The organism is Flavobacteriales bacterium (assembly GCA_025210805.1).
GTDB lineage: Bacteria > Bacteroidota > Bacteroidia > Flavobacteriales > CAJXXR01 > JAOAQX01.
The window spans coordinates 1-25,100 of the sequence record JAOAQX010000025.1 but is presented as its reverse complement, the minus strand read 5'-3'; the positions used below and the strand labels follow the sequence as shown (position 1 = coordinate 25,100).

Sequence of the window (25,100 nt, the reverse complement as noted above, 5' to 3'; positions counted from 1 at the left end):
GTTAGCGTTTTGAAGTAAGTTTATCAATAATGGCTTGTGCGCCTTCTTTGAGAGATAAACTGGCGGCTTCTTTTCCTAAATGCAATTCGTTTGGCGAGAAATCAGCTTCAATTTCATGACGAATTTCCTTTCCTGTTTCCACATCAATCAACACTGTAGAAAGGATTGTTTTTCCATTCTCCACTCGTGCTCTTGCTCCTATTGGGGCAGAACACCCACCGTTGAGTACATGAAGATATTGTCTTTCAGACAGTACATTATTGGCGGTTTCTGGGTGATGTAATTTTTGGAGTTTAGATAGAATTTCGGTATCATTTTCTCTGCAAACTATGGCAATAGCTCCTTGTCCTGGTGCAGGAAGCATCCAGTCTAATCTCATTGCTATTTCATGGTCTAAATCCATACGTTCTAGCCCAGCAGCGGCAAAAATAGCTCCATCCCAATTACTGGCTCTTAGCTTTGCAATTCTTGTTTGGACATTCCCTCGGATATCGACTACTTTGGTATTTGGATAACGACTTTTCCATTGGGTTTGTCTTCTAAGAGAACTGGTTGCTATGACCATTTCTCGATCTTCTTCCATGAATTTTAAATCTTTTCTTACCACCAAAACATCTTCCCAACTGGCTCTTTTGAGTATGGCTGCCATTTGGATTCCTTCGGGTAAACGAGTAGGCACATCTTTTAGAGAATGAACCGCAAAATCGATTGCTCCAGAGAGCAAAGCATCATCCAATGCTTTGGTAAAAACACCTTTCCCTCCCATTAGCGGAAGCGGGGTATCTAATACTTTATCGCCTTCAGATAATATTTCTACTAATTCACATTCTTGCCCCAATTCTGCTAATTGACTTTTCACCAATTCACTTTGCCATAATGCCAATTTACTTTTTCTAGTTCCTAGTTTCCAAGTCATTTTATTGAATTTTATTGGGATCTTTTAATTGAAACATCTCATTGACAATCTCTATGATATCGTCATTTTTTCGATATCTGTTTTTGATATATTCAATGGTTTGGTTCATTACTTTGTTCATCACAAATTTTGAAAAAACATCGGCTTTTTCAAGTTCATTTTCTGTGAATTTAAATTTTTGCTTTTCCAATTCACTGGTTCGCAGATTCTCCATCTTTTTTCTGAAATTTCCAATCAATGGAAAAATCTCACGCATTTTCATCCAATCATAAAATTCCATTTCATGAAGATTGATAATGGTTTTTACTTTTGGAATATTTTTTCTTCTTAAATCCAAAGTCTGATCTTGAATTTTCTGAAGTTCGTCCATTTCTACCAAATCTACTGTTGGGTGATTTTCTAGAGCAATATCCACATTTCTAGGAACTGCCAAATCCAATATCACTCTTTGGTGTGTATCTACCTCATCAAAGTGTGATTCTTTCACGGTATAAGTATCCGCACCTGTAGCTACAATGATAATATCAGAACTTTGAAGTTTTTCTTTCAAGCATTCTACAGGACAAGCCAAAACGTTGAGTTCTTTAGCCAATTTCTCAGCCTTTTCGAAGGTTCTATTCATTAAAGTAACCTCTCCTACTCGATAATTTTCAATGAGGTTTTTTACGGCTGTGTCTCCCATTTCTCCTAATCCATAAAGGAGTATTTTTTTATCCTCGAGATTGTTGAATCTTTGTTTGATATACAAAACCGCTGCGTGTGCAATAGAGGCTGGACCATTGCTAATATCGGTATCTGTACTTACTGATTTATAACATTGCAAAACATATTGCATCAAACGATGTGTCACATTATCTACTAACTGATATGCCGTAGAATACTTAATACCCGTTTTTACTTGATTGATGATTTGCAAATCTCCTAGAATCATAGAATCTAAGCCCATACACAAAGCAAAAAGATGATCTACCGCTCTTTTTCCTTCGTGAACAAAACCATAATGATTAAACAAAGTAGGGCAAGTTTCTGTTCCCTTTATAAAAATTTCTTTCAGAAATTCTATATCATGAAAACGAGCAAAAACTTGTGTTCTATTACAGGTGTCAATAACAAAAAAAGAGGAAACGCCTTGCGCTTTTGCTTCTTTATGCATCCAATCCAAACGTTCGGAGCTAAAAGAAAACTTCTCTCTAATTTTTAATGGAGATTTCCAATGGCTAATTCCCAAACTAATGAATCGGGTATTCTCTTCTTGATCCAACATAGGTGTTGTTTGGGTAAAATTAAAGGATTTCTAAAACATTTTCTGGAGGACGACCAATAACGGCTTTATTTCCAGAAACCACAATTGGGCGTTCAATCAGCTTAGGATTTTTCACCATCCAATCGATCCATTCTTCTACTGAAAATTCTTTTCCTTTGAGTTCTTTCTTGAAAATATCTTCTGTTTTCCTTACCAAATCCTTGGCAGGGATTCCTAGTTTTTTAAGAATATCTTCTATTTCTTTTTTGCTCGGTGGAGTATCAAGATATTTTACAACAGAAAAATCAGCACCTTTTTCTTCCAAAATTGCCAAAGTATTTCTGCTCTTAGAACATCTGGGGTTATGATAAATTTTCATCTTTGTAATCGGTTGTTCTTTTGGTTCTGCAAATTTACGATAATGTATTTAATTTTTTTGCTGATATATATCAAAGGAAAAAAGATAATTTCATTTTCTATTTTCATAATTACCTCACTTTCTTCCGTACTTTTGCATTATGCAAAAAAAAATAGCCATAATAGGTGGAGGAGCTGCAGGGTTTTTCGCTTCTTTTTCCGTTAAAAAACATCATCCGAATGCTGAGGTAGTCATTTTTGAAAAAACTGCTCGTTTACTTTCAAAAGTAAAAGTATCTGGAGGAGGAAGATGCAATGTTACTAATGGCTGTAGAGATATTCCAGAACTTATCAAGGCTTACCCAAGAGGAAGTCGTTTATTGAGAAATCTTTTCTATCAATTTTCTACGGGCGATACCTGGGATTGGTTTGAAGAGCGTGGCGTGAAACTGGTTTTGCAAGAGGATCAATGTGTTTTTCCTGCATCTCAAGATTCTCAAACGATAATTGATTGTTTTCTGGAAGAGACAAGAATCAATGAGATTCAAATAAGAACTAAAACTGGGGTAGATTCCATTGATAGAAATGAAGACGATTCTTTTTGTATCAATAAGAATCATCAGGAAAAATTTAGCCATATTATTATTGCAACGGGTGGTTTTCCGAAAGCAAGAAACTATGAATGGATCAAAAACCTTGGGGAAAAGATAGAATTACCACGTCCTTCCTTGTTTACATTTAATATGCCCAATGAATCCATCAAAGAACTGATGGGAATCGTGGTGGAAAACGCCCTAACGAAAGTTGAGGGAGGAAAATGGCTTGGCGATGGTCCTTTACTTATCACGCATTGGGGAATGAGTGGTCCTGCCATTTTAAAACTATCTGCTTATGCTGCCAGAGAATTGGCGGACAAGGAATATCAGTTTACTACGAGGATCAACTGGGTAAATATACCCGATTTTGAACTTGTAAAACAACAACTATATTACACTCAGCAACAGCATCCCAATAAAAAAATTGATAATCAAAAGAGCTTTCCGCTTTCTAGTCGTTTATGGACTTTTTTATTAAAAAGAGCTGAAATATCTCCCGAAAGAGCTTGGAAAGAATTGGGTAGTAAAAGCATTAATAAACTAACAGAAATTCTTACCAACGATGGGTATCAAGTATCTGGAAAAACAACTTTTAAGGAAGAATTCGTTACCGCAGGGGGCGTTTCTCTCAAAAACATTAAACCCAAAACTTTAGAGAGTAAAAATAATAGCAATATCTATTTTGCAGGAGAAGTTTTGGATGTCGATGGAATTACGGGTGGCTATAATTTTCAAGCAGCCTGGACCACGGGCTTTGTCGCTGGGAAATTGGGGTGAATGAATATTACTTAAATTTCCTATCTTTGAGGTATTTCGCTTCAAAAATAACACAATGAATCCAATTAAAAGAGTAATACAATCCAGAATAATTCAGCTATTAGCCCAAAGTGAATCGATCTCAAAAATAAAACATCCGCCGACGGTTGGAGAATTACGAGAAAGTTTTATAGTTAATTTCCTCAAGGATTTACTCCCAAAAAGAATCTCATTAAATACAGGAGTTATTTGTGATGCAACAGGTAATATTTCAAGACAACTTGATTTAATTTTAACTGATGAAAGCTATTTGCCTAAAATAAACTTTGGAGGAAGAAACTCAATTATTCCTGTTGAATCTGTTCTAATGTTTGCTGAAGTTAAATCAACGTTATCAACGTTAGATTTAGAGCAAATTGAAGAGCAAATAAAAGGAATGTACCAATTAAAACTTGCTAAATATGGAGCATCCAATCCAGATGAAAAAATCTCTATTCACGGGTTAGTAATCGCTTTTGATTGTAATATCAAAGAAGAAACACTAGAGGAATGGCTGAATGATAACAAAGGAGTACTTGCAATTTGCATAATTGATAAATATTCTATGCTGAGAACAAAAAGTCGAATACAAATCATACGTAGTAAGAAAGAAATAAAATTTGATGAAACTTTATCTTTTATTGGAGCACTCTATCAAGCATTAGAACTACAAATATCAAAGCGTGAATTCGTTCCCAATTGGCATACTTATTTGAGTAGAAAATAATGCGAAACACAGCCTTTACCTTGAGAAATCCAAAAGAAAAGAATTCCTTACGATAAATCATTTAAGAAAGCGATTGCACTTTAAGTAATTACTAAACCCATAAGCACAACACTATTCACACTGTAAATCAATATCATAAATAATACAATTTGGAAAAAACACATCATCCTAATTCTTCTATCAAATCACAAAAAAACGACGAAATTTTTCAATTCCGTCGTTTAATAAAGTTATTTTACTAATCACAATAAAAAACTATTCTTTCACAAAGCGTGCTTGTATTTTTCTACCGTTCTCATCTGTTCCTTGAATAAAGTATAATCCTTGGGCAAGTTCCGAAACGTCTATCTGAAATCCGTTTTGATTTCCAATTTCGAATTGTTTTACTAGCTTACCATCACTTTGAAGAATTGTCAAACGGGTATTTTCTTGGTCTTTTGGAAAAAACAACGTGGAATTTACAGGATTTGGATATATCTCTAAAAACACACCGTCGTTAGATTCAACACTCAATTCGGGTGCTTTTACCTTTTCCCCAATATTATTGGCATTTTGAAAAACATATTTATTATTTTCCTTTTTCCAAACCACTGTATTCAAATGAATATGTTCTTCTTTCCAAGTACTTTTCCATTTAATTGCATGCCTTTGAATATGTTCTGTTCCCGAAGCAATCGCTCCTGTTCCTGATGGAATTCCAAAAGAACTCTTTGAAAGCACCTCTCTTAAAATATGATTGTGGTAAATATTTCCGTTTGGAATATTGGCATCATAGTTTGCTTGGTATTCCCAAATACTATCTTGGGTTAAATAAACCCCTGTGTAAAAATCTCCGTTTTGTGCTTGAAAATATTTTGTATTTGTATAAACTATCAAACTATCTTCTGTTCTGTACCATTGAAAACCAGCATTTACCTCAGCAGAATTCGCACTATAATTAGCGTTTATCTCTGCCACCAACTGATTTTTTATTCCTGGGTGTAAAACACCTTTTAGTTTCGCATTAATTGCTACAGATGGATATCCTGTTGGATTAATCTGGTTACTAATCGCTTTTGCTTTTGATGCATATAATGCACTCGTAGAAGAAGGTTGTAGATCCATAAAAATGGCTTTTACTTTTACCTCCTGATAGATAGCCGCTGTAGTAGGGATTCCATTCTTACCACAGTATCCACACCAAGTAGCTTCTAGTGGAGTATAAAGTGATTTTTGAACTTGTGGTACTTCTATTTGTGCATATAAACTACTTGCAGTAAGTAAAAGGGCAAGGGATAACATTTTCTTCATCATCTTTTTTATTTTGGTTGTTTTTTTGTCTAATGATTTGAATGTTCCTTACGATTCTTTATCTTTTTTGGTAAAAAAAATTATAAGCTTAATAAAAAAAATGGGTGTTTTTAGCCGTACCCTCTAATTATAAAAAACTTAAACACCACAAAAATAAACACTTGAAATCATAAATTCATTGAAAGTATAATTGATCCTCAAAAAGGAAACATTTTTATTTTAGAAAAGAATATAAATTTCAAAATTCTTATTTTAGCGAAAGTTCTCCCTAAAAAAAAACTTAATACAAGGCAAGCTCATCGCCTCTGTATAACATTTTACATATATATATAAACTGAGAAGATTTGAAAATAAAACAATATCTATCTGTTGGCGTCCCTACAGTTGCCAGTGATATAGGAGAAAATAATAAGTTTGTGAAACACCTTGAGAATGGATATCTATGCAGGAATGATAAAGACTTTAAAGATGCAATAATCGATATTTCAAAAATGAGTGATGAAAGATATTTTGCGTTAAGCAAAAGTGCATTTGAAAATAAAAGTGAATTTTCTATGAACAAATATTGTGAATCATTTATAAGGATTTATCAACGTAAGGTTTTTTGAATAAAATCAGTACAATTTGGTAGTCTTTTTTGTCAGTAGCGAGATTCCATTTTACTATATTTTTGAATCAATTAATTTCTTGATTTTCTTCTCAATTTTAGCTTTTTCTTCATTAGATATTTCATTCAATTCTTGTTTAAAAAAATTAAAATACTTGTGGTTTTTATCATTAATTTCTTTTATTAGAATATGTAAATTCTCCTTTGAAATATCATATCCTAATTTACTTCCTTTTTCATAAAGGTATAATGCTTTCCTTAAGCTTCTTTTACAACAAATACCTGATTCATAAATTGTCGCCAACATGTTACAAGCTTCAGGGTGATTAAAATTTGTGGCTTTAGAATACCAATAAAGACATTTAGAGGCATTGGCAAAAGGGTTTGGGGTTAAGTAGGCATCATTTTCATAAAATTGACCTAATTCAAACATAGCATTTTTATTATCTAAAGCAGATCTAATTAATAAATCTTCATATACATGAAGTAACGATACTTTTTCTTTAAAAGTTAAGACCTTAGAGAATTTGTATAAATAATCCTCTAACTCTTTTGATGCTAAAAATAGCGTTTTGTTTTTCATTGTCATTTAAATTTTATAAAACCTGCTGTCGTCAAATCTTAAGACAAGCATCGAGTGGCATCTACTCCAAATTAATTATTTTTCGACAAATAACAAAAGAATTACTTTGACTTCTCAATACAAATTCTTTTCCGCTACTTTCCAAATAAACTACTTGAACTGACAAAGATAAAAATTGTATGTTTTGTCAATTTGAGTGAATTTTGATGGAATGCAATGGCTTCTCGATACAATTTCTTTTCCGTTACTCTCCAAAGAAATCACTCGAACTGACATACTCGATAAAATCCTGTCAATTCAGTTCTGGTTAATAATCGGGATGAACTCTGTCACGACCCACCGGGAAGTTGTTTTTGATGGAATGCAATGACTTCTCGATACAATTTCTTTTCCGTTACTCTCCAAGAAATCACTCGAACTGACATACTCGATAAAATCCTGTCAATTCAGTCCTGGTTAATAATCGGGATGAACTCTGTCACGACCCATCGGGAAGTTGTTTTTGATGGAATGCAATGACTTCTCAATACAAATTCTTTTCCACTTCTTTCCAAATAAACTACTTGAACTGACAAAGATAAAAATTGTATGTTTTGTCAATTTGAGTAAATTTTGATGGAATGCAATGGCTTCTTGATAAAAATTTTCTTTCGTTACTCTCCAAAGAATTCACTCGAACTGACATATATAGATAAAACTGTATCAGAACAAAATATGAGAATCAAACTGACAAAATTGTTATCTAAACCTCCAAAAACAAATAATTAGCCAAGCCTATATAAGCTATTCACTGATTTCGATTATATTTGCTTTTTATCAAACTTTTACTCACAAGAAAGTGAAAATTGATAAAATCAGAACTAACGCGTTATTTTTTTATATAAAAAACTCAATAGATGGACAAGTTTTCCTTTTTAGGAAGTATTCACGGAGCCTTTGTTGAAGACATCTATCAACAGTATCTGGAAGACCCAGACTCTGTTATGCCTACATGGCGGTCCTTCTTCCAAGGGTATCATTTTGCCCACGAAAGCTATTCTGGAGATGAAATTCCAGAAGGATTTCATAAGGAATTTAAGGTAATCAATCTTATCAACGGTTACCGAGAAAGAGGACACCTCTTTACCGAAACAAACCCCGTAAGACAAAGAAGAGCCTATTCCCCTAGTTTGGATATTCAAAACTTTGGACTGAGTGCCGAAGATTTGGATCAAGAATTTCAAGCAGGATCTGAAATAGGAATCGGATCAGCTAGCCTGAGAGAGATTATCATACACCTAGAAGAAGTGTATTGTAGTCATATCGGGATAGAGTTCATGCACATCCACAATGTAGAAGAAGTGCAATGGATTAAGAACCGTATTCACCAAAATGACAATAAAACCATTTTTGCCCCCGAGCAAAAAAAACATATGCTTAAAAAACTGAATGAAGCCGTAGCTTTTGAAAGTTTTTTGCATACCAAATATGTAGGTCAAAAACGTTTTTCGCTAGAAGGTGGAGAAACCGCCATACCTGCCATTGATGCTGCCGTAGAACACGGTGCCGATTTTGGAATCAAAGAATTTGTTTTCGGAATGGCTCACCGTGGAAGGTTAAATGTCTTGGCTAATATCTTTAGAAAATCCTATTCAGATGTCTTTAAAGAATTTGAAGGAAAAGGATATATCGATGAAGAATTTGACGGAGATGTAAAATATCACCTCGGATACACACGAGAAATGGCAACAGACAGAGGGAAAGAAGTAAAAATGAGCCTCTGCCCAAACCCTTCTCACCTAGAAACAGTGGACGCTGTAGTAGGAGGAATTGCCAAAGCAAAAATAGACCACGAGTACGGAAAAGATGCCAATGCCGTTATGCCGATCCTTATTCATGGAGATGCAGCCATTGCAGGACAAGGGATTGTTTATGAAGTGGTACAAATGGCTCAGCTAGAACCTTATCACGTTGGAGGAACTCTTCATTTAGTAATCAATAACCAAATAGGGTTTACCACCAACTACCTCGATGCCCGATCAAGCATTTACTGTACTGATATTGCCAAAACAACCATGTGTCCTGTTTTCCATATCAATGGAGACGACGTAGAAGCCGTGGTTCATGCAATGGAAATAGCCATTGAATATCGTCAGAAATTTAATAAAGATGTGTTTATCGATCTATTGTGCTACCGAAAATACGGTCACAACGAAGGAGACGAACCGAGATTTACGCAACCAAATCTTTATAAACTGATCTCAAAACACCCGAACCCAAGAGAAATATATAACGAAAAACTCATGGGACAAGGTGTGGTAGAAAAACAAATCGTAAAGGAAATGGAAAAAGAGTTTAAAACACTCCTTAGCCAAGACCTAGACGAAGCAAAATCTGCCGAAACACAAGATATCACACCATTTTTGGAAGAAGAATGGAAAGAAATGAGAAGAGGAAAATTCTCAGACTTCCACGAATCTCCAAAAACAGGTATAGCACTAGAAACGCTTAAAGAAGTTGCCCAAAAAATATATACCCTTCCAGAAGACGCCAATGTGTACAAAAAAGCCGTAAGGCTTATGGGAGACCGCCAAAAAATGGTGGAAGAGACCAACAAACTGGATTGGGGAATGGCAGAACTTCTTGCCTATGGAACTTTGCTACACGAAGGAGAATCTGTAAGACTCACAGGACAAGACGTAGAAAGAGGAACTTTTTCTCACCGTCATGCCGTATTGAGAACAGAAAACTCAGAAAGACGTGTACGCATCCTAGAAAAGCTTCAAAACAACTCACAAGTATGTATTCACAACTCACTATTGAGCGAATACGGAGTACTCGGTTTTGAATACGGATACGCAATGGCACGTCCGCATACCCTCACTATTTGGGAAGCCCAGTTTGGAGATTTCTCAAACGGAGCACAAATCCTTATTGACCAATATCTTTCTGCCGCAGAAGATAAATGGAAAATACAAAACGGACTTGTAATGCTTCTTCCTCACGGATATGAAGGTCAAGGAGCCGAGCACTCATCAGCAAGAATGGAAAGATATCTCCAGCTTTGTGCCCAGCTCAATATGCAAGTTGCCAATCCTACCACACCTGCACAAATGTTTCACCTATTGAGACGCCAGCAGTACCGTAGGTTCAGAAAACCATTGATTGTATTCACTCCGAAGAGTTTATTGAGACATCCACAGTGTATTTCAACATTGGAAGACCTTTCTACAGGAAAATTCCACGAAATCATTGACGACAATCAAGTACACCCATCACAGGTAAACAAAGTGGTTTTCTGTAGTGGAAAAATCTATTATGAATTGCTTGCCAAAAAAGTAGAACTCGGAAGAGAAGACGTGGCATTGATTAGGCTAGAACAACTTTATCCATTGCCTATTCGAGCCATTAACAAAATAATTACCAGATACAGCAAAGCCAACACCCTAATTTGGGCTCAAGAAGAACCTGAAAACATGGGAGCTTGGACGCATATATTGAGACATCTACGTCATTTCCCATTCGAAGTGATTGCCAGAAGCTCAAGTGCTACCCCAGCTAGTGGATCTAGCAAAAGAGCCAAGAGACGTCAAGAAGAAATAATTGACAATGTATTTGATTTTAAAACAAGATTTTAACAAAAGCCATAAATTACGAGAGCTATGATCGTAGAAATAAATGTACCAAGTCCAGGTGAATCCATCACCGAAGTAGAAATCGCAAACTGGCTTGTGTCAGATGGCGATGTGGTTGAAAAAGACCAAGAATTATGCGAAATTGATTCGGATAAAGCTACCCTGACCGTAAATGCCGAAGAAGCAGGAAAAATAAAAATCCTTGCCGAAGACGGAGAAGAAGTAGCCGTAGGATCTGTTATTTGTACCATAGATACAAGTGCCGCTGGAGAAGCTCCTTCAGCACCTAAAGAAGATAAAAAAGAAGATACTACTGCAAAACCGAACCCAGAACCCCTAGCCCAAAAGCAAAACTACGCCACAGGAACCCCTTCCCCTGCAGCCAAAAAACTCATGGCAGAGAAAAACCTCAACGCCAATGACATCATCGGAACAGGAAAAGACGGAAGAATCACCAAAGCCGACGTAGAAGATGCAAAAGTAGCCATGGGAGACGGACCAGGAAACAGAGGTCAGAAACGCAAAAAAATGTCTTCACTAAGAAGAAAAGTAGCCGAGAGATTGGTAGCCGTAAAATCGGAAACAGCCATGCTTACTACTTTCAACGAAGTGGACATGAAACCCATCATGGACCTAAGAAAGGTATATAAAGAAGAATTCAAAACCAAGCACGGAGTAGGTCTAGGATTTATGTCATTCTTCACCAAAGCCGTAACACGCGCATTGGAAATGTACCCAGCCGTAAACTCTATGATAGACGGAAAAGAAATGGTAAGTTTCGAGTTCTGTGATATCTCTATCGCCGTAAGTTCACCAAAAGGATTGATGGTTCCCGTAATCAGAAATGCCGAAGAACTGGACTTTGCCGGAGTAGAATCTGAAGTAAAAAGATTGGCAATAAAAGCCCGTGACGGAAAAATAGAGCTTAGCGATATGACCGGAGGAACTTTCACCATCACAAACGGTGGAGTATTCGGATCTATGCTATCTACACCGATCATCAATCCACCACAATCTGCCATCTTAGGGATGCACAATATCGTAGAACGCCCAGTGGTACAAAACGGAGAAATTGTTATCCGCCCTATCATGTATGTAGCCCTTAGCTACGATCACAGAATCATAGACGGAAAAGAATCTGTAGGTTTCCTAGTAGCAGTAAAAGAAGCCCTAGAAAACCCAGTAGAAATCCTCCTAGGTGGAGAAGAAAACCTAAAAGCTAATTTGGGACTCTAACCAATACCCATTTTATCATCATACCAAAAACCAGAGCTATACTTTATAGTTCTGGTTTTTTTGTTTTCTTTTTTTTGGAGCGGAAACCCGCTTTCGGCTAAATACCGATTACTTGTTCAATACGCACTTACTTCACTTCATTCATAAGTGAGTTTTCACAATGTATCGGCATTATTCCTGTCAAAAATTTTTATTTCAATGGAATAATCTTTTGTTTTTCCTAAGGAAAAAACAAAAGGATACCGCCTCTATCGGGGCTAATAATATGGTACAGGGAATCAAAAATCCAACAAAAACTAAAGGCAATTGTCGAGTATTATACGTGTAATTATTTGTTTATTTCTTATTCATAACCTTGTTTTTTTGTACCTTAGCCTTATGATATTCAAAAATATAAATAGACTGCTAAATTCACCTACAAAACTTGTATTTTCTGGGCTTTTTGTGTTTTTGATTATGATGAAGGAAGTATAAACGTATAATGACTTATGAATGCGCCTTTGTTATGTGAGGGTGTGTTTATGTGGTTGTTGACTACAAGGCAAAACCAGAAATCAAATAGAAATTAATGAATAAAGAAAGAGCAACTACATATAGTCTTTTAGCACATATTAGAAATACAGGAACTCTAGCCAAAGGTCCAATTGATATATTTATACCATTAGTAAAAAGAGCATTGTCTTATATGAATTCAAAAGGAATACATAAAGGAGAAAGCATCCTTGAAATAAAAACAATTGCAGACGAATTATACGGACTAGATTTCCCTGTCCCAGCTCTAAAGAAAATTTTAAATGCAATTTGCTTAGAAGTTAACGATGATGAAGTAACAAGATTTGTATTACATAAAGATTTATCTTTCAGCATAAATGAATATACTTTCGACGAATTTGATATAATTTTAGAAGAACAAGAAAGAGATATTGAAGAACTAGAAAACCTGTTTGAAGATTTTTGTAAAACATCTGAACTCGATATTAAGAATAGTGAATCCATTTTTAAATTCATAGAAAAAAACAAATTCAATCTTTCTAAATACATTTCTCATAATCAATATCACAATGGAGAAGATTATAATGCAGAAGCTCAGTTTATTGAGTTTTTTAAGCGTATTCCTCAAGTATATGAAAAAATTAAAAACATTTATTTAGGTTCAATTATTTCAGGTTATATCGAATATACACCCGATAAGACTAAAAGCGAAGTAAAACTTTTGTTAGATACGAATTTTATTGTAGGCTTACTTGACTTAAACACACCTGAATCAACACATACTTGTCGAACTTTATTAAAAATAGCAAAACAACAAGGATATAAAGTAAACGTACTTATAGATACTATAAATGAAACAACTAATTTACTTGAAAAAAAGGCAGAATTTTTTGACAAATCTTTTCTTCAAAAAAAAGTAAATACAGAAGATGTTTACAACGCTTGTGAAAGAAGGAATTTGTCTAAAACTGATCTCGAAAGAATAGCTGATAATATTGAAGACTCATTAAAAGAATTTGGGGTTTTAACAATCCCATATACTGATAAACTTAAGAACGAAGCTAAATTTACTGATGATTATAAAAAATTACTTAACTACAGGTCAACGAAAATAGCTGCTTTACACGATGCAATGGCTGTTCTATATGTAAGAAAAGAAAGAAAAAACAAGCGTATTCGTGACTTTGATAAAGTAAAAGCTTGGTTTGTAAATAATACTGCAACTATTCATGGTGACAACTATCATTTAAGAGAAAGATTTCAGCCAGAAACGATTAAAGCAGATGATTTGTTAAACATTCTCTGGCTTAGTAATCCACAGATAACTAATTCAATAAATGGAGAAGATTTAGCTGAAATTGGATTGACTTCTACAATTGCTCTTACACTTAGCCAAAACCTTCCTAAAGCAAAAATACTAAGGGAATTAGATGATAATATTCACAAATATGCTGAAGAGAAAATAAGTGATGAAGATATTGTTCGAGTAGCAACACGAATAACTAATAAACAGCTTAAAGACATTGAGTCTCTAAATTTACTGGCTGAACAGAATAAAGAAGAGTTCATTAAACGATTAGAAGATGAAGCTAAAAAACAAAAAGAGATTGAGGATACTAGAATAAAAAATTTAGAAAAGATATTCAATAATTTATCCATTAAAACTGATAGTCTTGAAAAAAGCAAAAAAGAATATGACGAGAAAAGCAAAGACATTGATGTAATTATTAATCAAAAAAAAATAGAAACTAAACAATTAAAAAGTGACTTAATAAAAGAGAAAAATGAAATAAGACGAATCAAAAGAGAAGCTTGGATAAAAGAACAAGTTAGCAAATGGAGAAATAAGAGTTGGTTTTTATTTTTTATTAGTTTGGCTATCTTTATTGGTATTGGAACATACCTCCTTTATATGTCTGACTGGAATATAGATAATGCAATTTTGAGATTTGAAAGTTGGCAATCTGACTTTATTATTGGTAATTTATTATCAATTTTATCATTTGCATTTATGGCAATTGTCCTTTATTTGATTAAAGATAAATATTGGAACTACGGAAATATAAAAAGCTATAAATCTGAATTAAAAATACCAGATGAACTAAAAGAATTAGAATAACCCCCCGCTACCGCCAATTTCTAATTTCCCGCTGCTCGGGACAAGGTGTGGACACACGGATAACCAAGCCAAATCAACCTATTTTACAAGAAAAACAAAACACTCAATGACCTATCATTGAGTGTTTTGTGGTTTTTTATTCTCAATATGGCTACCAATTAAAAATTGGCAGTGGCAAGGCTGAGTGCTTTCGTTGGTGGGAGGGAGTTGGGAGTTTACCCATGCTGGGCAAACCAAAAGCCAGAGTTAAACATGTTCCACTCTTACTTTGATAACTTACACATTTTATGAGGTACTCGATTTATCACATTTTAAAATTGAACGGTTTTAAATACATGATAGTTTTTTGTAACGTGAAATTGATGACTCACTTTTTTGTTCTTTTCCATTAAAATCGATTTCATCGCATCTATTTTTTGAGAGGATAAAATGTAGTTGTACTCATCTCTCAACATTTCTTTTTTGTTTTCTTCTAAATCAATATAGGAATCAATCAAATATGCTTTAAATTCTAGGTCCATTGCTCTTTTATTGTTTTCAAGTTTAGCTAAAGCTACTTCTTTAGAGTATTTTAATTCTAATTTCTTTAGGTATGACTTTTCCAAAATCTGTAAGACCTTTAGATTCCATTTTTTAAGATCTTCACTTTCTATTTTTCTGTGTATTTGGTCCCTCAAGACATTCTTTTTATACGTACAGGCTGTACGATTGTTTATTGTTGATAAAACGCTGAGTGCAGGAAAGTACTTTTTCTGATAGAATAAGGATTGTGCAAAATCATACTTATCGTTACAACTTAATCTATACTCTCTTTCAATCTCTTCTATTAATACATTACGTTGATAAGAGCAATTCGATTCAAATGGGATAGACTTTGCTATAGATAGAGCTTTTTCATATTCTCGAACATTTTTATGCGTAAAAGCTTGATCAATAATATTGTCGCAGTTTTTATTGTAGTAAGTGTGAATATTTGAAAGAACCATGTCTAAAAATCCCTCGTCCTCACGATCCAATTTTAGGCTGTTTATTCCTTGCGAAATACTTCTTTTTCTAGAACTGCTTGTGTGCTTGAAATTAAATGATTTACTTCCAAATATTATTTGGTCCTTGATATTGGTTAATGTTAATTGAACCATTCCTTCAAACATATTGATAGTTTCTAATCCAATGTCAACATTTTTTTCATCATATACCTCTAGATTGCAGTACGCGATAAACATATTTTCAGTACCCGAAGTAAGAATCCCGTTATTAAAAAAATAATTTTGAATTTTTCCTTTAAGTTTCATTTTGGAGGTTTCATCAATTTTCGTTTCTCCCTCCTCAATATATACATGAAAAGATTGCTGTGCTACGGAAATCTCTGAAACGAAAAAAATTAATAATAGATAAGCAAGAATAGTTTTCATACTAATTTTTCGATTTGCTGATTATAATTCCAATTTGAGAATTGTTTTCTGTTTTGACGGTGACACAACCTCCGCATTTCAGTTTTTTGTTTAGCATCTTTCTAAGTGGTCTAATAAAATCTCTACTTCTCTTAAAAGGCATTCCATTTGGTTTACGGAGGGGAAGATTTACATTGCTAAAAAGAATTGCTCTTGAAGAAGTGGAAGGATCTGAATAAATTCCTTTTTTGGCAACTACCTCGAAGAATTCATCCAAAATATCAGTAATTGTATTTCCTTCATCATCTACAGTTGAATATCCATTATATTCCGCATCTTTGGTAAAATGTACACTAACAGGTATTGGAGTTCCTTCTTTCTGCTCTGTGTCAAAATAATGAAATAGTTGCTCTACAAATGACCGATCGTTTTTTTCAATTAGTTCTTCTAATTGATATTTAGCTAGACTAATCTCAATTCCTGGTGAATAAAACTGTTCTGCAGCATCATATTCGCTTGTAGAAACTGAAGCTATTTCACTTCTACCTCTTATTGATATTCCAGTAAGTGATAAATGAACTTTTATCCGATTAGAGCTTCTAATCTCCATTACTTCGTACTTAATATAAAAATCCGCTCGAGAATTATTGAGAATTAATTCACTCAAATTATTATTTCTATCCGTGTATTCTATATTAAGAACATCGTCAGTGGATCTGGTAAGATTGTTTTTATTGAATTCTTGAGTGTTGGTTGCATAACTTTCAGGTGTTATTTGATAGTTGCTAATGAAAAATTCTGAGAGAGTAGAGTATAAGATTTTATTAATAGGCTTTTTCATTTCTTCCAATAAATTCTTTCCACTTCCCCCTGGCATAATGAGGAATTTAGGTTTATTGATTTCCCCTTGAGACTGAGCAAATCCTATCAGATAAATAAGAGTTAATATTATGGTGAGCTTTAGCTTGTATTGTTTCATCGGTATCCTAATGATTTAATAATCCCATTTTGCCTTAGATTCTTTTTGAGGGATTTAAGGTTTATTGTCATAAAAACTTCTCCTGAATGAATTCCTTTTATCTTTCCAAGATAAGTATACGTTTGACTAGTAACATGTTGTTTGTACCTGTTTTGATCGAAGAAAATTTTCCAGTAAGAATGATTCTTTTCTCTAGACAATTGTTCGTTATGTATCAAGGGATTTCGCAAATAGTAACTTTCAGCATTCGCAAAGCCTTGAAAAATAAGAGTATTGAGAATATTGTTTATGGCTTGTTTCTCCAATGTTTTTTTTTCTTTTCCCGATACTTTACTTTTTAGCTTTATTATATTTCCAGACTCGGAAACTAAATTTACTTGTGCTGTGTATGTAGGTTGAGTTGTAAGTTTTGGAGTGCAAGATGACAGCACTCCAAAACAAAAAACACATATAATGAGAATGAATTGCTTCATCATTTGGTATTAGTAATGGCTAACAGTTTTGCCCCTTTTTCAAATTTAGTGAGAAGAGCATCACCACCTTTGGTAACCTTACAATTTGAGAAGTTCTCATCTTCAACACTAGATATTTTTACTTCCGATATCTTCTTTTTTCTTGTAAGTTTTTTCCCTCTTATTTGAGTTTGTACTAATTCATAAACATATAGTTTATCTCCTTTTTGCAATCCAAATTCACTACCCCCAACGATTAATATGGCTCTCGCTTTTCCACGTTTGCTCTCAATAATTTCGGCAATTTCAAATTCAGCTGGGAAATACTTCGTTACAAACTTGTCTATTTCAGACTCGATGTCATCAATAGCTTTCTTTATTGCTTCTCTTTCTGTTCCGTGTCCAAATCCGATTGCACCTAAAAGACCAGAGCCTGCTTTTGGCGCTAATGTTTCTGAAGCGATAATCTTACCTGTTGCGACATCTATCGCTTTTAAACTAACAGCTAACTTGGCTTTATAAGTAATTTTTTCATTACCCTTTGAGTCTTTCGAACTCATTTTGGTAGCTTCAGCAGAAACTATCTTTCCCATAATAATATAATTTGCTCCCATGAGCTTATTATTGGATTTATCTGCCTTAGTTTTCAAGTCGATACCAGCGCCCATTTGCCTAATCTTTTCTTGCTCAACATTATCCATTGTGGTCAAGTCTAGAACATCAAATCTCTTGGTTTTAACGAATGAATTAGTTACTTTTTCACGAATCGCTGAAACATCTTTTACATTTACTGCTGCGTTAACGTACTTGAAAGAAATTATTCCAATTTTCTTTTTGACTGTCTGTGCATCTGAGGAAAGACTAATCAATATGACACCTAATACTAATAGAATTTTTTTCATTTTTGATAATTGTTTTGTTTTGTTTACAAAAATGCAAGAAACCGAAAAAATGTATTCTAACATTTTGTGGTATTTGACAAATATTTTAGTACTATTGTTTCATATAGTTATTAATAGTGGGGAGTGAGTAAAGAATTAGATGATGCTTAATATTCTTGTCGTGGATGATCACGAAGATATCCGTATTGGTGTTGAATACAGATTAAAATCAGCTTTGGAGGAGAGCTTTAATTATTTTGCAGCAAAATGTAAAAGGTCGATGATTTCCAAATTGCACCAAGTCAATTTTGATTTAGTAATTTGTGATTTACAATTATCTCAAGGTGAATTTATTGACCATATGGGTTTTGATTTAGCAACAAAGATAAAAAAAATCCATCCCAATTGTAAAGTGATAGCCTATTCTTCTTTTATAGGCAAAAATATTATTAAAAAATGCATCAAGTCTGGTTTTGATTTGTATTTACCAAAGAGTGTAGGAATTGATGAATTTAGCGAAGCTTTAGAAACTGTACTTAAAAAGAATATTGAGAAGAAAGATTTTTTTAGGTTCTTGAACGATATTAGTTTATCAGAAGTTGACTCTCAGTTTGGAAACTCTATTGTTCTGTTAGATTTATTATCCTCTAGAGAGATTCAATTATTAGATATAATGAGTGGCTTAGAATCCTTGGACACAGTTATTCTTGCGGATAAAATGTCTATTAGCATAGATACTATAAATACCCATATAAGAAATATCCGAAAAAAATTAAAGTTGAATAATAGACAAGAACTTTTTTATTTCGCAAAAAATATCAATCTATAACTTATCAGTAGCAATAAAAATCTAATAATAGATTTTTATTGACTACATTGCCTCTCAATAAATAACAATTATGAGAATTATATTTTTTCACATCGCCTTCTTAGTTACTTTTTTCGTAACAGGAAAAAATTCTTTGGATAGTATAAAGACTAATATACGAAACCAGATATCTCAAGCAACCAATGACTACGATAGGGCTAAGCATACCTACAACCTTGGTGTAGAGTACTATTACTCAAATGGAGATAGTGCACTATATTTTTTTGATAGGGCTCAGCATCTTTTGAATTCTATAGACTCAGCTACTAAGTTTCACATTACTTTAGCTCAAGGAAAGGCGAGTTTGTTCAGGGACTTTGCTAAATACTCTGCCGCAGATAGTTTGTATAATTATAGTATTGAATACGCTAAAAACAACAATTTTGAACCAATATATCATGAAGTCTTAGCGCGGACCTCAATTATCACAATGCCGAATAAAACACTAAAAGAGCGTATAGATTCAATTCCTTTATTAGAAGGTTTATGTGATTTGTTGGATTCTAATAATACCAAGCATCAAAGTTTAAAAATTGCTACTCTAACCGATATTGCTGTACTATTTGCTAACTCTGGGCAGTTTAAAAAAGCAATTCCCTATTTTAAACGAATTTATAATTTTAGAAAACGTTATTATATAGCAAAGGATGTTGTTAAAATAGATTCTTATTTAAATTCACTTAATAATTTGGGCTTAGCTTATGAATTGATTGGTCAGCTTGACTCTGCAATTCATTACTATAAAGAGGGTTTGTTTCTAAGTGAGAATTCAGCAGGGCAAAAATCAATTAGTAGATTGTACGGTAATATAGGTTCTCTTTATGCAAAGAAAAATAATTTTTATAAAGCAATTGAATATGCTAAAAGAAGTCTAGAACACAATCCGAATGATCCTATTTTGCTTTATTCCTTACTACTCTTATCCTATAATGAATTAGGTATGGATAGTCTGGCGTATCAAATGGCAGATATCGCATTTTCATTGAGTGAGGAGAATAAAAGTGATAAAAGCAGAATCGCAAGATTGAAGCTAAATAGAGGTTTTCTATACCTTAAAAATAAACAGTTTGATCTGTCACTTAAAGATTTCAAAGAGGCTCAAATAGTTTTTGATAAAATAGCTTCTCAAAAAAATTTGGAACAAGTGAATATAGCACTATTTAGATTATACCTATCAAAAAATGACTGGAAGAACGTAGAAGAACAATTCAAATGGCTAGATAAGAACATGAAGGATGTTAATAATCTAGCCCCTTTAAGAAAATTAGATTACTTCCAAGCCTTGTCTGAATATTATGAAAAGAAGAATAATTACAAAGTTGCTTTTTATTATCAATCCTCCCTTTATGATTTAAAAAACAAAAGAGACTCAGCCTATCATTCAAATAGTCTGAACCAAGCATTTGCTGAAGTCGAGGTTTATCAAAAAGAAAATCAAATTTTAAAACTTCAAAACCAACATCAAAACCAAAAGTTGGAATTAAACGCACTTCAAGATGAGCAAAAAATAATACTATTCTCTGCCATTCTTTTGTTGCTTTTATTTTTTACTGCTGGTATTTTATTATTTCAAAGAAAAAAAATAAGAATCAAAGAAGATCAAATTCACCAAACAGAAATTATACAAAAAGAAATCGGACTCGAACTTCATGACCAGGTAGCGGGAAAATTATTGGGATTAGCTTTTGATATTGAAAAACATAATCCTCAGTTAGGAAAAAAGGTGTTGCTTACAAGTAGATATGTCGCAAAACTCTCTCATGACTTAGACTATAAGCCTGAAAAATATGGAAATCTCACCGATGATTTAGAAGATATTCTAACCACTTTTGAAGTTCAAGGTTTGACTTATAAAATTTCTCCTGAAGAAATAAAATTAGATAAAAAATCAAAAATTCATATTGTAAGAATTGTGCAAGAATTATTATCAAATAATCTGAAGCACTCAAAAGCGGATCAGACCATTTTTAACATTATTGCAACAGATGATTTAATTACAATCGAGTATAAGGATAACGGAATTGGGTTTCATGAAGATGATAAGAAAAACGGATTGTTCAATATTTACAACCGAGTGGAAATAATGAAAGGTAGTATCAAGTTTCCAAAAGTCGAAAAGGGAATTTTTATTCGTATAGAAATACCTTTGGCTTAAACGTAAAAATTCATAAAACTGAACCATAAATAAATGGAATACTTGGACTACCAATTAAAAATTGGCAGTGGCAAGGCTGAGTGTTTTCGTTGGTGGGAGCTTGGGAAGTTTTGAACAGCATCTTCAAAATCATAAAGAATTGTGTTAAAATCCTTTTCTTTATAAAAAAGTTTTATTATAGTTAACAAACCGTTATATCTCATCTATAAATATTAATTCACTAACGAAAATAAATACAAAAGTCACAAAAACAAGTTATTAGTTATTTTTTAATACTATATTTATACCGAACATTAACAAAAATATTATGAATTTTTTTAAATTATTAGCACTCTTTTTATTGATTTCAAACTTAGCTTTTGCACTAGGTGGAGAAATATCAACAACAAAAACACCTGACGCTAAGAGTTCATCGGATTCCTATAAAGAATCCCAAGAACAAATAGACAACTCACCTATCGACACTGCAAAACTTCAAGAAACTGTAAATAAGATAAAAACAGAGCTTGAAAAAATCAACAATTCACTCCGTCAAATAGCTTCGAAAGATACTATTATACATGAGCAAGTTGGTAAGTTCTCATTGAATGATTCTGTCTATTTATACGAATTTGATTACTACGATTCAAACTGTAATGAAATGCTTGATAAATCTTGTGATCATATTAAAAAATTACGATTTAAGAAATGGTATAACTCTCTAAAATATGACCAGTTTACTGTATGTAGAAGGTTCAAAAAAACTCAAACCAAAATAAAAATTAAAAGTATAGAGTTTGAAATTAAGAATGGAATGGCTTTCAACCTAACCATTCTCACAGAGAATAATAAAGAATTTAGAAGTCAAATGCCCATCTCAATTATAGAATACCGAAGACATTTAAATGATAGATTATTCGAAACCAAAACATCTGATACAGATTCTATTGCTCCTTATATATCCCTAAATGATTGTCTAAAATATACAAAAACATTAGGCGTTCATACCGTGCCTAATAACGGAATTGTGAGATTAGATAAAGATACAATGGTCAAACCCGTTGCATTTGGTACTAGCCTAAATTCCTTACTGAACGTTAGAATCTATACTGAACCTATATCCTTAAGAGAACACCAACCAAAAGGTCTAATACAATCAGAAATAAAATTTAATTTCTTCTCTAATACCGTCCCAATGAGAAATTCAAGACTTATTTGGCTACATTATCTAGAACCTTCTTTAAGATTCTCTAAGTTTGAGAATGAGAATCAAACACTGCTTATTGATTCAACTATAATAGAAACAAATGAAAAAGGAGATAAAAGCATAAGCATTGATCGGTCTAATTTAAATTTGATTTCAAGAATGGACTTAGGTTTAAAACTGAATATTCTGACAAGTTATTACTATAGTCAGTCTCTTGAATTATCTTTAATAGGGAAGTATGGATTTTCAGATATTTTATATAAGGAAGAGAAATACACTGTGGACATACTTACATTTGGTCTTGATTTAATGTATAAAATCCCGATATACAAAGATCATATAGGAGTAGATTTAGGTACCAATCTTTGGTTTCAAAGTCTTTCAGAACCAAGTGAGTTATCTAAATTAAAAGACATTGAGATTGAAAACACGAATCTTCGTGCATATCTTATACCACAATTTGAAGCCTATTACAAACGTCCAAATACCAATGAAAAGTTATACGTGCGATTCGTATGGTTCAAGAACTTCAATGAAGGAGAAGCCTCTTTTACTCAATTTCAAATAGGTTATAAGACATCCTTTAGTGATTGGTTTGGTAAAAAATAACCCTAGATTATTTATCCTCGTATCTCAAAATTTTTAAATCACCCGATACACTAGACAAGGTGTATGACAAACAGATAATCAAACCAAATTAACCTATTTTACAAGAAAAACAAAACACTCAATGAGTTTTTATTGAGTGTTTTGTTGTCTCTTCTTACATACTGGCTACCAATTAAAGATTGGCAGTGGCAAGGCTGAGTGTTTTCGTTGTGGGAGCTTGGGATTAACTTTGTATGTTATCTATCTGTAAATTCTTCAATATCAAGAAGTCTCTTAAGATATTTAGAATACTTAAGTTTATCGGTATAAATGCAAATGGCATTGTAATCATGTTTCTGATTGTACAATATTTGAAATTTGGGTTGAATATTATGAATTGCAACTTTCTTTCTATCAAAATGTATTTTTGACTGCAGTCTATCAACTAAAATAACTGAATCCGTTTTTAGAATCATACCTTCCAATTTTTGATCATAAGAGAAAACAAGCCTTGTTTCAATATCTACACCATCAAAAGAAATTAAATAACAGTTTTTTTTCTCATCGAATAAATAACCTATTTTCTTATCAACCTCAGCTTTAGCACTTCCAAATTTAACACCTCCAAAATAAGAATGATTGCGATTAGTGTAAAATTGTACAAGTGAGAAATAACAAAAAATACCAAATAATAGTCCAAATATTAATATGTAGTTTGTTTTCATACTTATCAATTTTCTCAAGGTTATTAACTTCTCTCGCCTTACCTCGCTGTCGCCAATTTTTAATTTCACGATACTCAGGTCGAAGTGTGTACACATTGATAATCAAACCAAATTTACATGAATTATCGAAAAGTTATTTAATATATAATGACTTCTAGTTGCTTTCACTATTGCTAGGGAATTTTCCTAATGACTTTTTCGCTATTTTGACATTCAAACTGACTACCAATTAAAAATTGGCAGCAGCGATTTACAGGGTTTTATTACTGACGGTAGCAAAGGATTCATTCTAATTATCTCTACAAATTGTACTACATGAAGATCGTGAGAGTGTACACACTTCTAACGGCATGCTATCTACAATGAAACAATCTTCATGTCCTGTAAATCTCTTGGCTAATTTTAATCGGATAGATTCCTGAAATGAATTTTGCTTAATAATTCTTCTGATATCTAATGAAATAGTGACACACAATACCTAAATATTTATAAGTCAAATTAAAGACTTAAGTTCTTTATCACTCAGTTTTGGCTTGTAAATCTGATCAATATAACTTTCGATTTTATCTATTTCACGTAATACTTCAAGTATTTTATCGTAATTTGCTTTAAAGTTGTTCATATCGAACGCTATCTTTTAATTATAATTCACTTTCAATTACATACGTAACTTTTATCTAAATACACAGCGGGTTAATAATAATCTTATGACATCATCAAAACTCCATTTTATTATTTGGTCTGTAAGTCTTCTCATCTCTTTTAATCTGAAGGCTCAATATGACACAAATTACATGTTAAATCCAAATCTAGAAGATTATTTTTTTCAAGACTGCAATAATCCTCCTCCTTCTTGGAGTTTAGATAGTATAGATTGGGTTTTTAATCACACGGGACTTGTTCGATATGGAAACTGTAACAATTATGGAGACTCCAATGGGTGGATAACACCATACTCTGGAAGCGGGGCTTTAGGTATGGAAGGCTCTAATAGATATCCAACTACATGGATTAGCACATTAAGTACAGGGGGAATTTGGATAGCAATTGACAGGAAATTAACTATTGGAATCCCAACAAAGTTTAGTTTTGCCATGATGATTGATTCCGTTGCAAAACAAAACGGTACATACACCTCTGACACTTCTTACCGTCATTGTTTTGATGTCGCTCTAGACTTTTTTGACGTAACGATTTTTGCCACAGGAATTGATGGTCAATATTTGATTTGTGACACTCCTGATGTACTACTTGACGGAGATAGTGTCCCATTTGGAGGATACCAAGTTTTTGAGTTCAC

The 25,100-nt window shown here is 33.2% G+C and carries 20 protein-coding genes; 10 read left to right on the top strand and 10 right to left on the bottom strand.

The genetic code is table 11. The features are described from left to right. Position 1 precedes the first annotated feature (1 nt). From hemC to arsC, 3 genes are read right to left on the bottom strand one after another with little or no spacing between them, the layout of a single operon-like run. Positions 2-916: a hydroxymethylbilane synthase gene (gene hemC, locus N4A45_09615; GenBank protein MCT4665476.1), complete on the bottom strand. Its 915-nt coding sequence runs from the start codon at positions 914-916 to the stop codon at positions 2-4. A gap of 1 nt (position 917) precedes the next feature. Beyond that, positions 918-2,180, bottom strand: a complete 1,263-nt coding sequence (gene hemA / locus N4A45_09610) for a glutamyl-tRNA reductase (protein ID MCT4665475.1) — start codon at positions 2,178-2,180, stop codon at positions 918-920. A gap of 19 nt (positions 2,181-2,199) precedes the next feature. Next, positions 2,200-2,538, bottom strand: a complete 339-nt coding sequence (arsC, locus tag N4A45_09605) for an arsenate reductase (glutaredoxin) (GenBank protein ID MCT4665474.1) — start codon at positions 2,536-2,538, stop codon at positions 2,200-2,202. Between the two features lie 139 nt (positions 2,539-2,677). Here arsC and N4A45_09600 point away from each other — a divergent pair, with 139 nt between their 5' ends. Continuing rightward, complete coding sequence (locus N4A45_09600; GenBank protein ID MCT4665473.1) at positions 2,678-3,889, top strand: NAD(P)/FAD-dependent oxidoreductase; 1,212 nt, start codon at positions 2,678-2,680, stop codon at positions 3,887-3,889. A 55-nt stretch (positions 3,890-3,944) separates the two neighbouring features. Next, entirely contained in the window at positions 3,945-4,634 is a 690-nt protein-coding gene (locus N4A45_09595; protein MCT4665472.1) for a hypothetical protein, read from the top strand. 255 nt (positions 4,635-4,889) lie between these two features. Here N4A45_09595 and N4A45_09590 read toward each other — a convergent pair whose 3' ends face one another. Beyond that, positions 4,890-5,927: a T9SS type A sorting domain-containing protein gene (locus tag N4A45_09590; GenBank protein ID MCT4665471.1), complete on the bottom strand. Its 1,038-nt coding sequence runs from the start codon at positions 5,925-5,927 to the stop codon at positions 4,890-4,892. A 341-nt stretch (positions 5,928-6,268) separates the two neighbouring features. Between N4A45_09590 and N4A45_09585 the strand changes: the two genes are divergently transcribed. Beyond that, the gene (locus N4A45_09585; protein MCT4665470.1) at positions 6,269-6,532 is read left to right on the top strand and encodes a hypothetical protein; all 264 of its coding nucleotides are present in this window, start codon (positions 6,269-6,271) and stop codon (positions 6,530-6,532) included. Between the two features lie 54 nt (positions 6,533-6,586). On the opposite strand, the gene N4A45_09580 is transcribed toward N4A45_09585, so the two are convergent. After that, positions 6,587-7,114 (bottom strand): hypothetical protein, encoded by a 528-nt coding sequence (locus tag N4A45_09580; GenBank protein ID MCT4665469.1) that lies wholly within the window; start codon positions 7,112-7,114, stop codon positions 6,587-6,589. A gap of 896 nt (positions 7,115-8,010) precedes the next feature. Here N4A45_09580 and N4A45_09575 point away from each other — a divergent pair. The 3 genes from N4A45_09575 (at position 8,011) to N4A45_09565 (ending at position 14,575) form a co-directional block, all read left to right on the top strand. Further along, positions 8,011-10,731, top strand: coding sequence for a 2-oxoglutarate dehydrogenase E1 component (locus N4A45_09575; GenBank protein ID MCT4665468.1), 2,721 nt, complete (start codon positions 8,011-8,013; stop codon positions 10,729-10,731). A 24-nt stretch (positions 10,732-10,755) separates the two neighbouring features. Next, positions 10,756-11,964, top strand: a complete 1,209-nt coding sequence (gene odhB / locus N4A45_09570; protein ID MCT4665467.1) for a 2-oxoglutarate dehydrogenase complex dihydrolipoyllysine-residue succinyltransferase — start codon at positions 10,756-10,758, stop codon at positions 11,962-11,964. 568 nt (positions 11,965-12,532) lie between these two features. Next, entirely contained in the window at positions 12,533-14,575 is a 2,043-nt protein-coding gene (locus N4A45_09565; GenBank protein MCT4665466.1) for a hypothetical protein, read from the top strand. A 311-nt stretch (positions 14,576-14,886) separates the two neighbouring features. On the opposite strand, the gene N4A45_09560 is transcribed toward N4A45_09565, so the two are convergent. The 4 genes from N4A45_09560 to N4A45_09545 are packed head-to-tail and all read right to left on the bottom strand — an operon-like array spanning position 14,887 to position 18,299. Next, the gene (locus N4A45_09560; GenBank protein ID MCT4665465.1) at positions 14,887-15,987 is read right to left on the bottom strand and encodes a hypothetical protein; all 1,101 of its coding nucleotides are present in this window, start codon (positions 15,985-15,987) and stop codon (positions 14,887-14,889) included. A 1-nt stretch (position 15,988) separates the two neighbouring features. Beyond that, a complete protein-coding gene (locus tag N4A45_09555; protein ID MCT4665464.1) occupies positions 15,989-16,945 on the bottom strand; it encodes a DUF6175 family protein in 957 nt (318 codons plus the stop codon). Next, on the bottom strand, positions 16,942-17,421 hold the full coding sequence (locus N4A45_09550) for a hypothetical protein (protein ID MCT4665463.1): 480 nt from the start codon (positions 17,419-17,421) through the stop codon (positions 16,942-16,944). Before N4A45_09550 ends, N4A45_09555 begins: the two co-directional genes overlap by 4 nt. Continuing rightward, the gene (locus N4A45_09545) at positions 17,418-18,299 is read right to left on the bottom strand and encodes a CsgG/HfaB family protein (protein ID MCT4665462.1); all 882 of its coding nucleotides are present in this window, start codon (positions 18,297-18,299) and stop codon (positions 17,418-17,420) included. Before N4A45_09545 ends, N4A45_09550 begins: the two co-directional genes overlap by 4 nt. Positions 18,300-18,438: 139 nt before the next feature. Between N4A45_09545 and N4A45_09540 the strand changes: the two genes are divergently transcribed. The 3 genes from N4A45_09540 (at position 18,439) to N4A45_09530 (ending at position 23,096) form a co-directional block, all read left to right on the top strand. Continuing rightward, positions 18,439-19,107, top strand: coding sequence for a response regulator transcription factor (locus tag N4A45_09540; protein MCT4665461.1), 669 nt, complete (start codon positions 18,439-18,441; stop codon positions 19,105-19,107). Positions 19,108-19,177: 70 nt separating this feature from the next. Continuing rightward, positions 19,178-21,301, top strand: a complete 2,124-nt coding sequence (locus N4A45_09535; GenBank protein MCT4665460.1) for a tetratricopeptide repeat protein — start codon at positions 19,178-19,180, stop codon at positions 21,299-21,301. A gap of 307 nt (positions 21,302-21,608) precedes the next feature. After that, positions 21,609-23,096, top strand: coding sequence for a hypothetical protein (locus tag N4A45_09530; GenBank protein ID MCT4665459.1), 1,488 nt, complete (start codon positions 21,609-21,611; stop codon positions 23,094-23,096). Between the two features lie 236 nt (positions 23,097-23,332). Here the strand turns inward: N4A45_09530 and N4A45_09525 are convergent, their stop codons facing one another. Beyond that, entirely contained in the window at positions 23,333-23,800 is a 468-nt protein-coding gene (locus tag N4A45_09525) for a hypothetical protein (GenBank protein MCT4665458.1), read from the bottom strand. Between the two features lie 707 nt (positions 23,801-24,507). Between N4A45_09525 and N4A45_09520 the strand changes: the two genes are divergently transcribed. Next, a partial coding sequence (locus tag N4A45_09520; protein MCT4665457.1) for a hypothetical protein occupies positions 24,508-25,100 on the top strand: 593 nt, incomplete at its 3' end.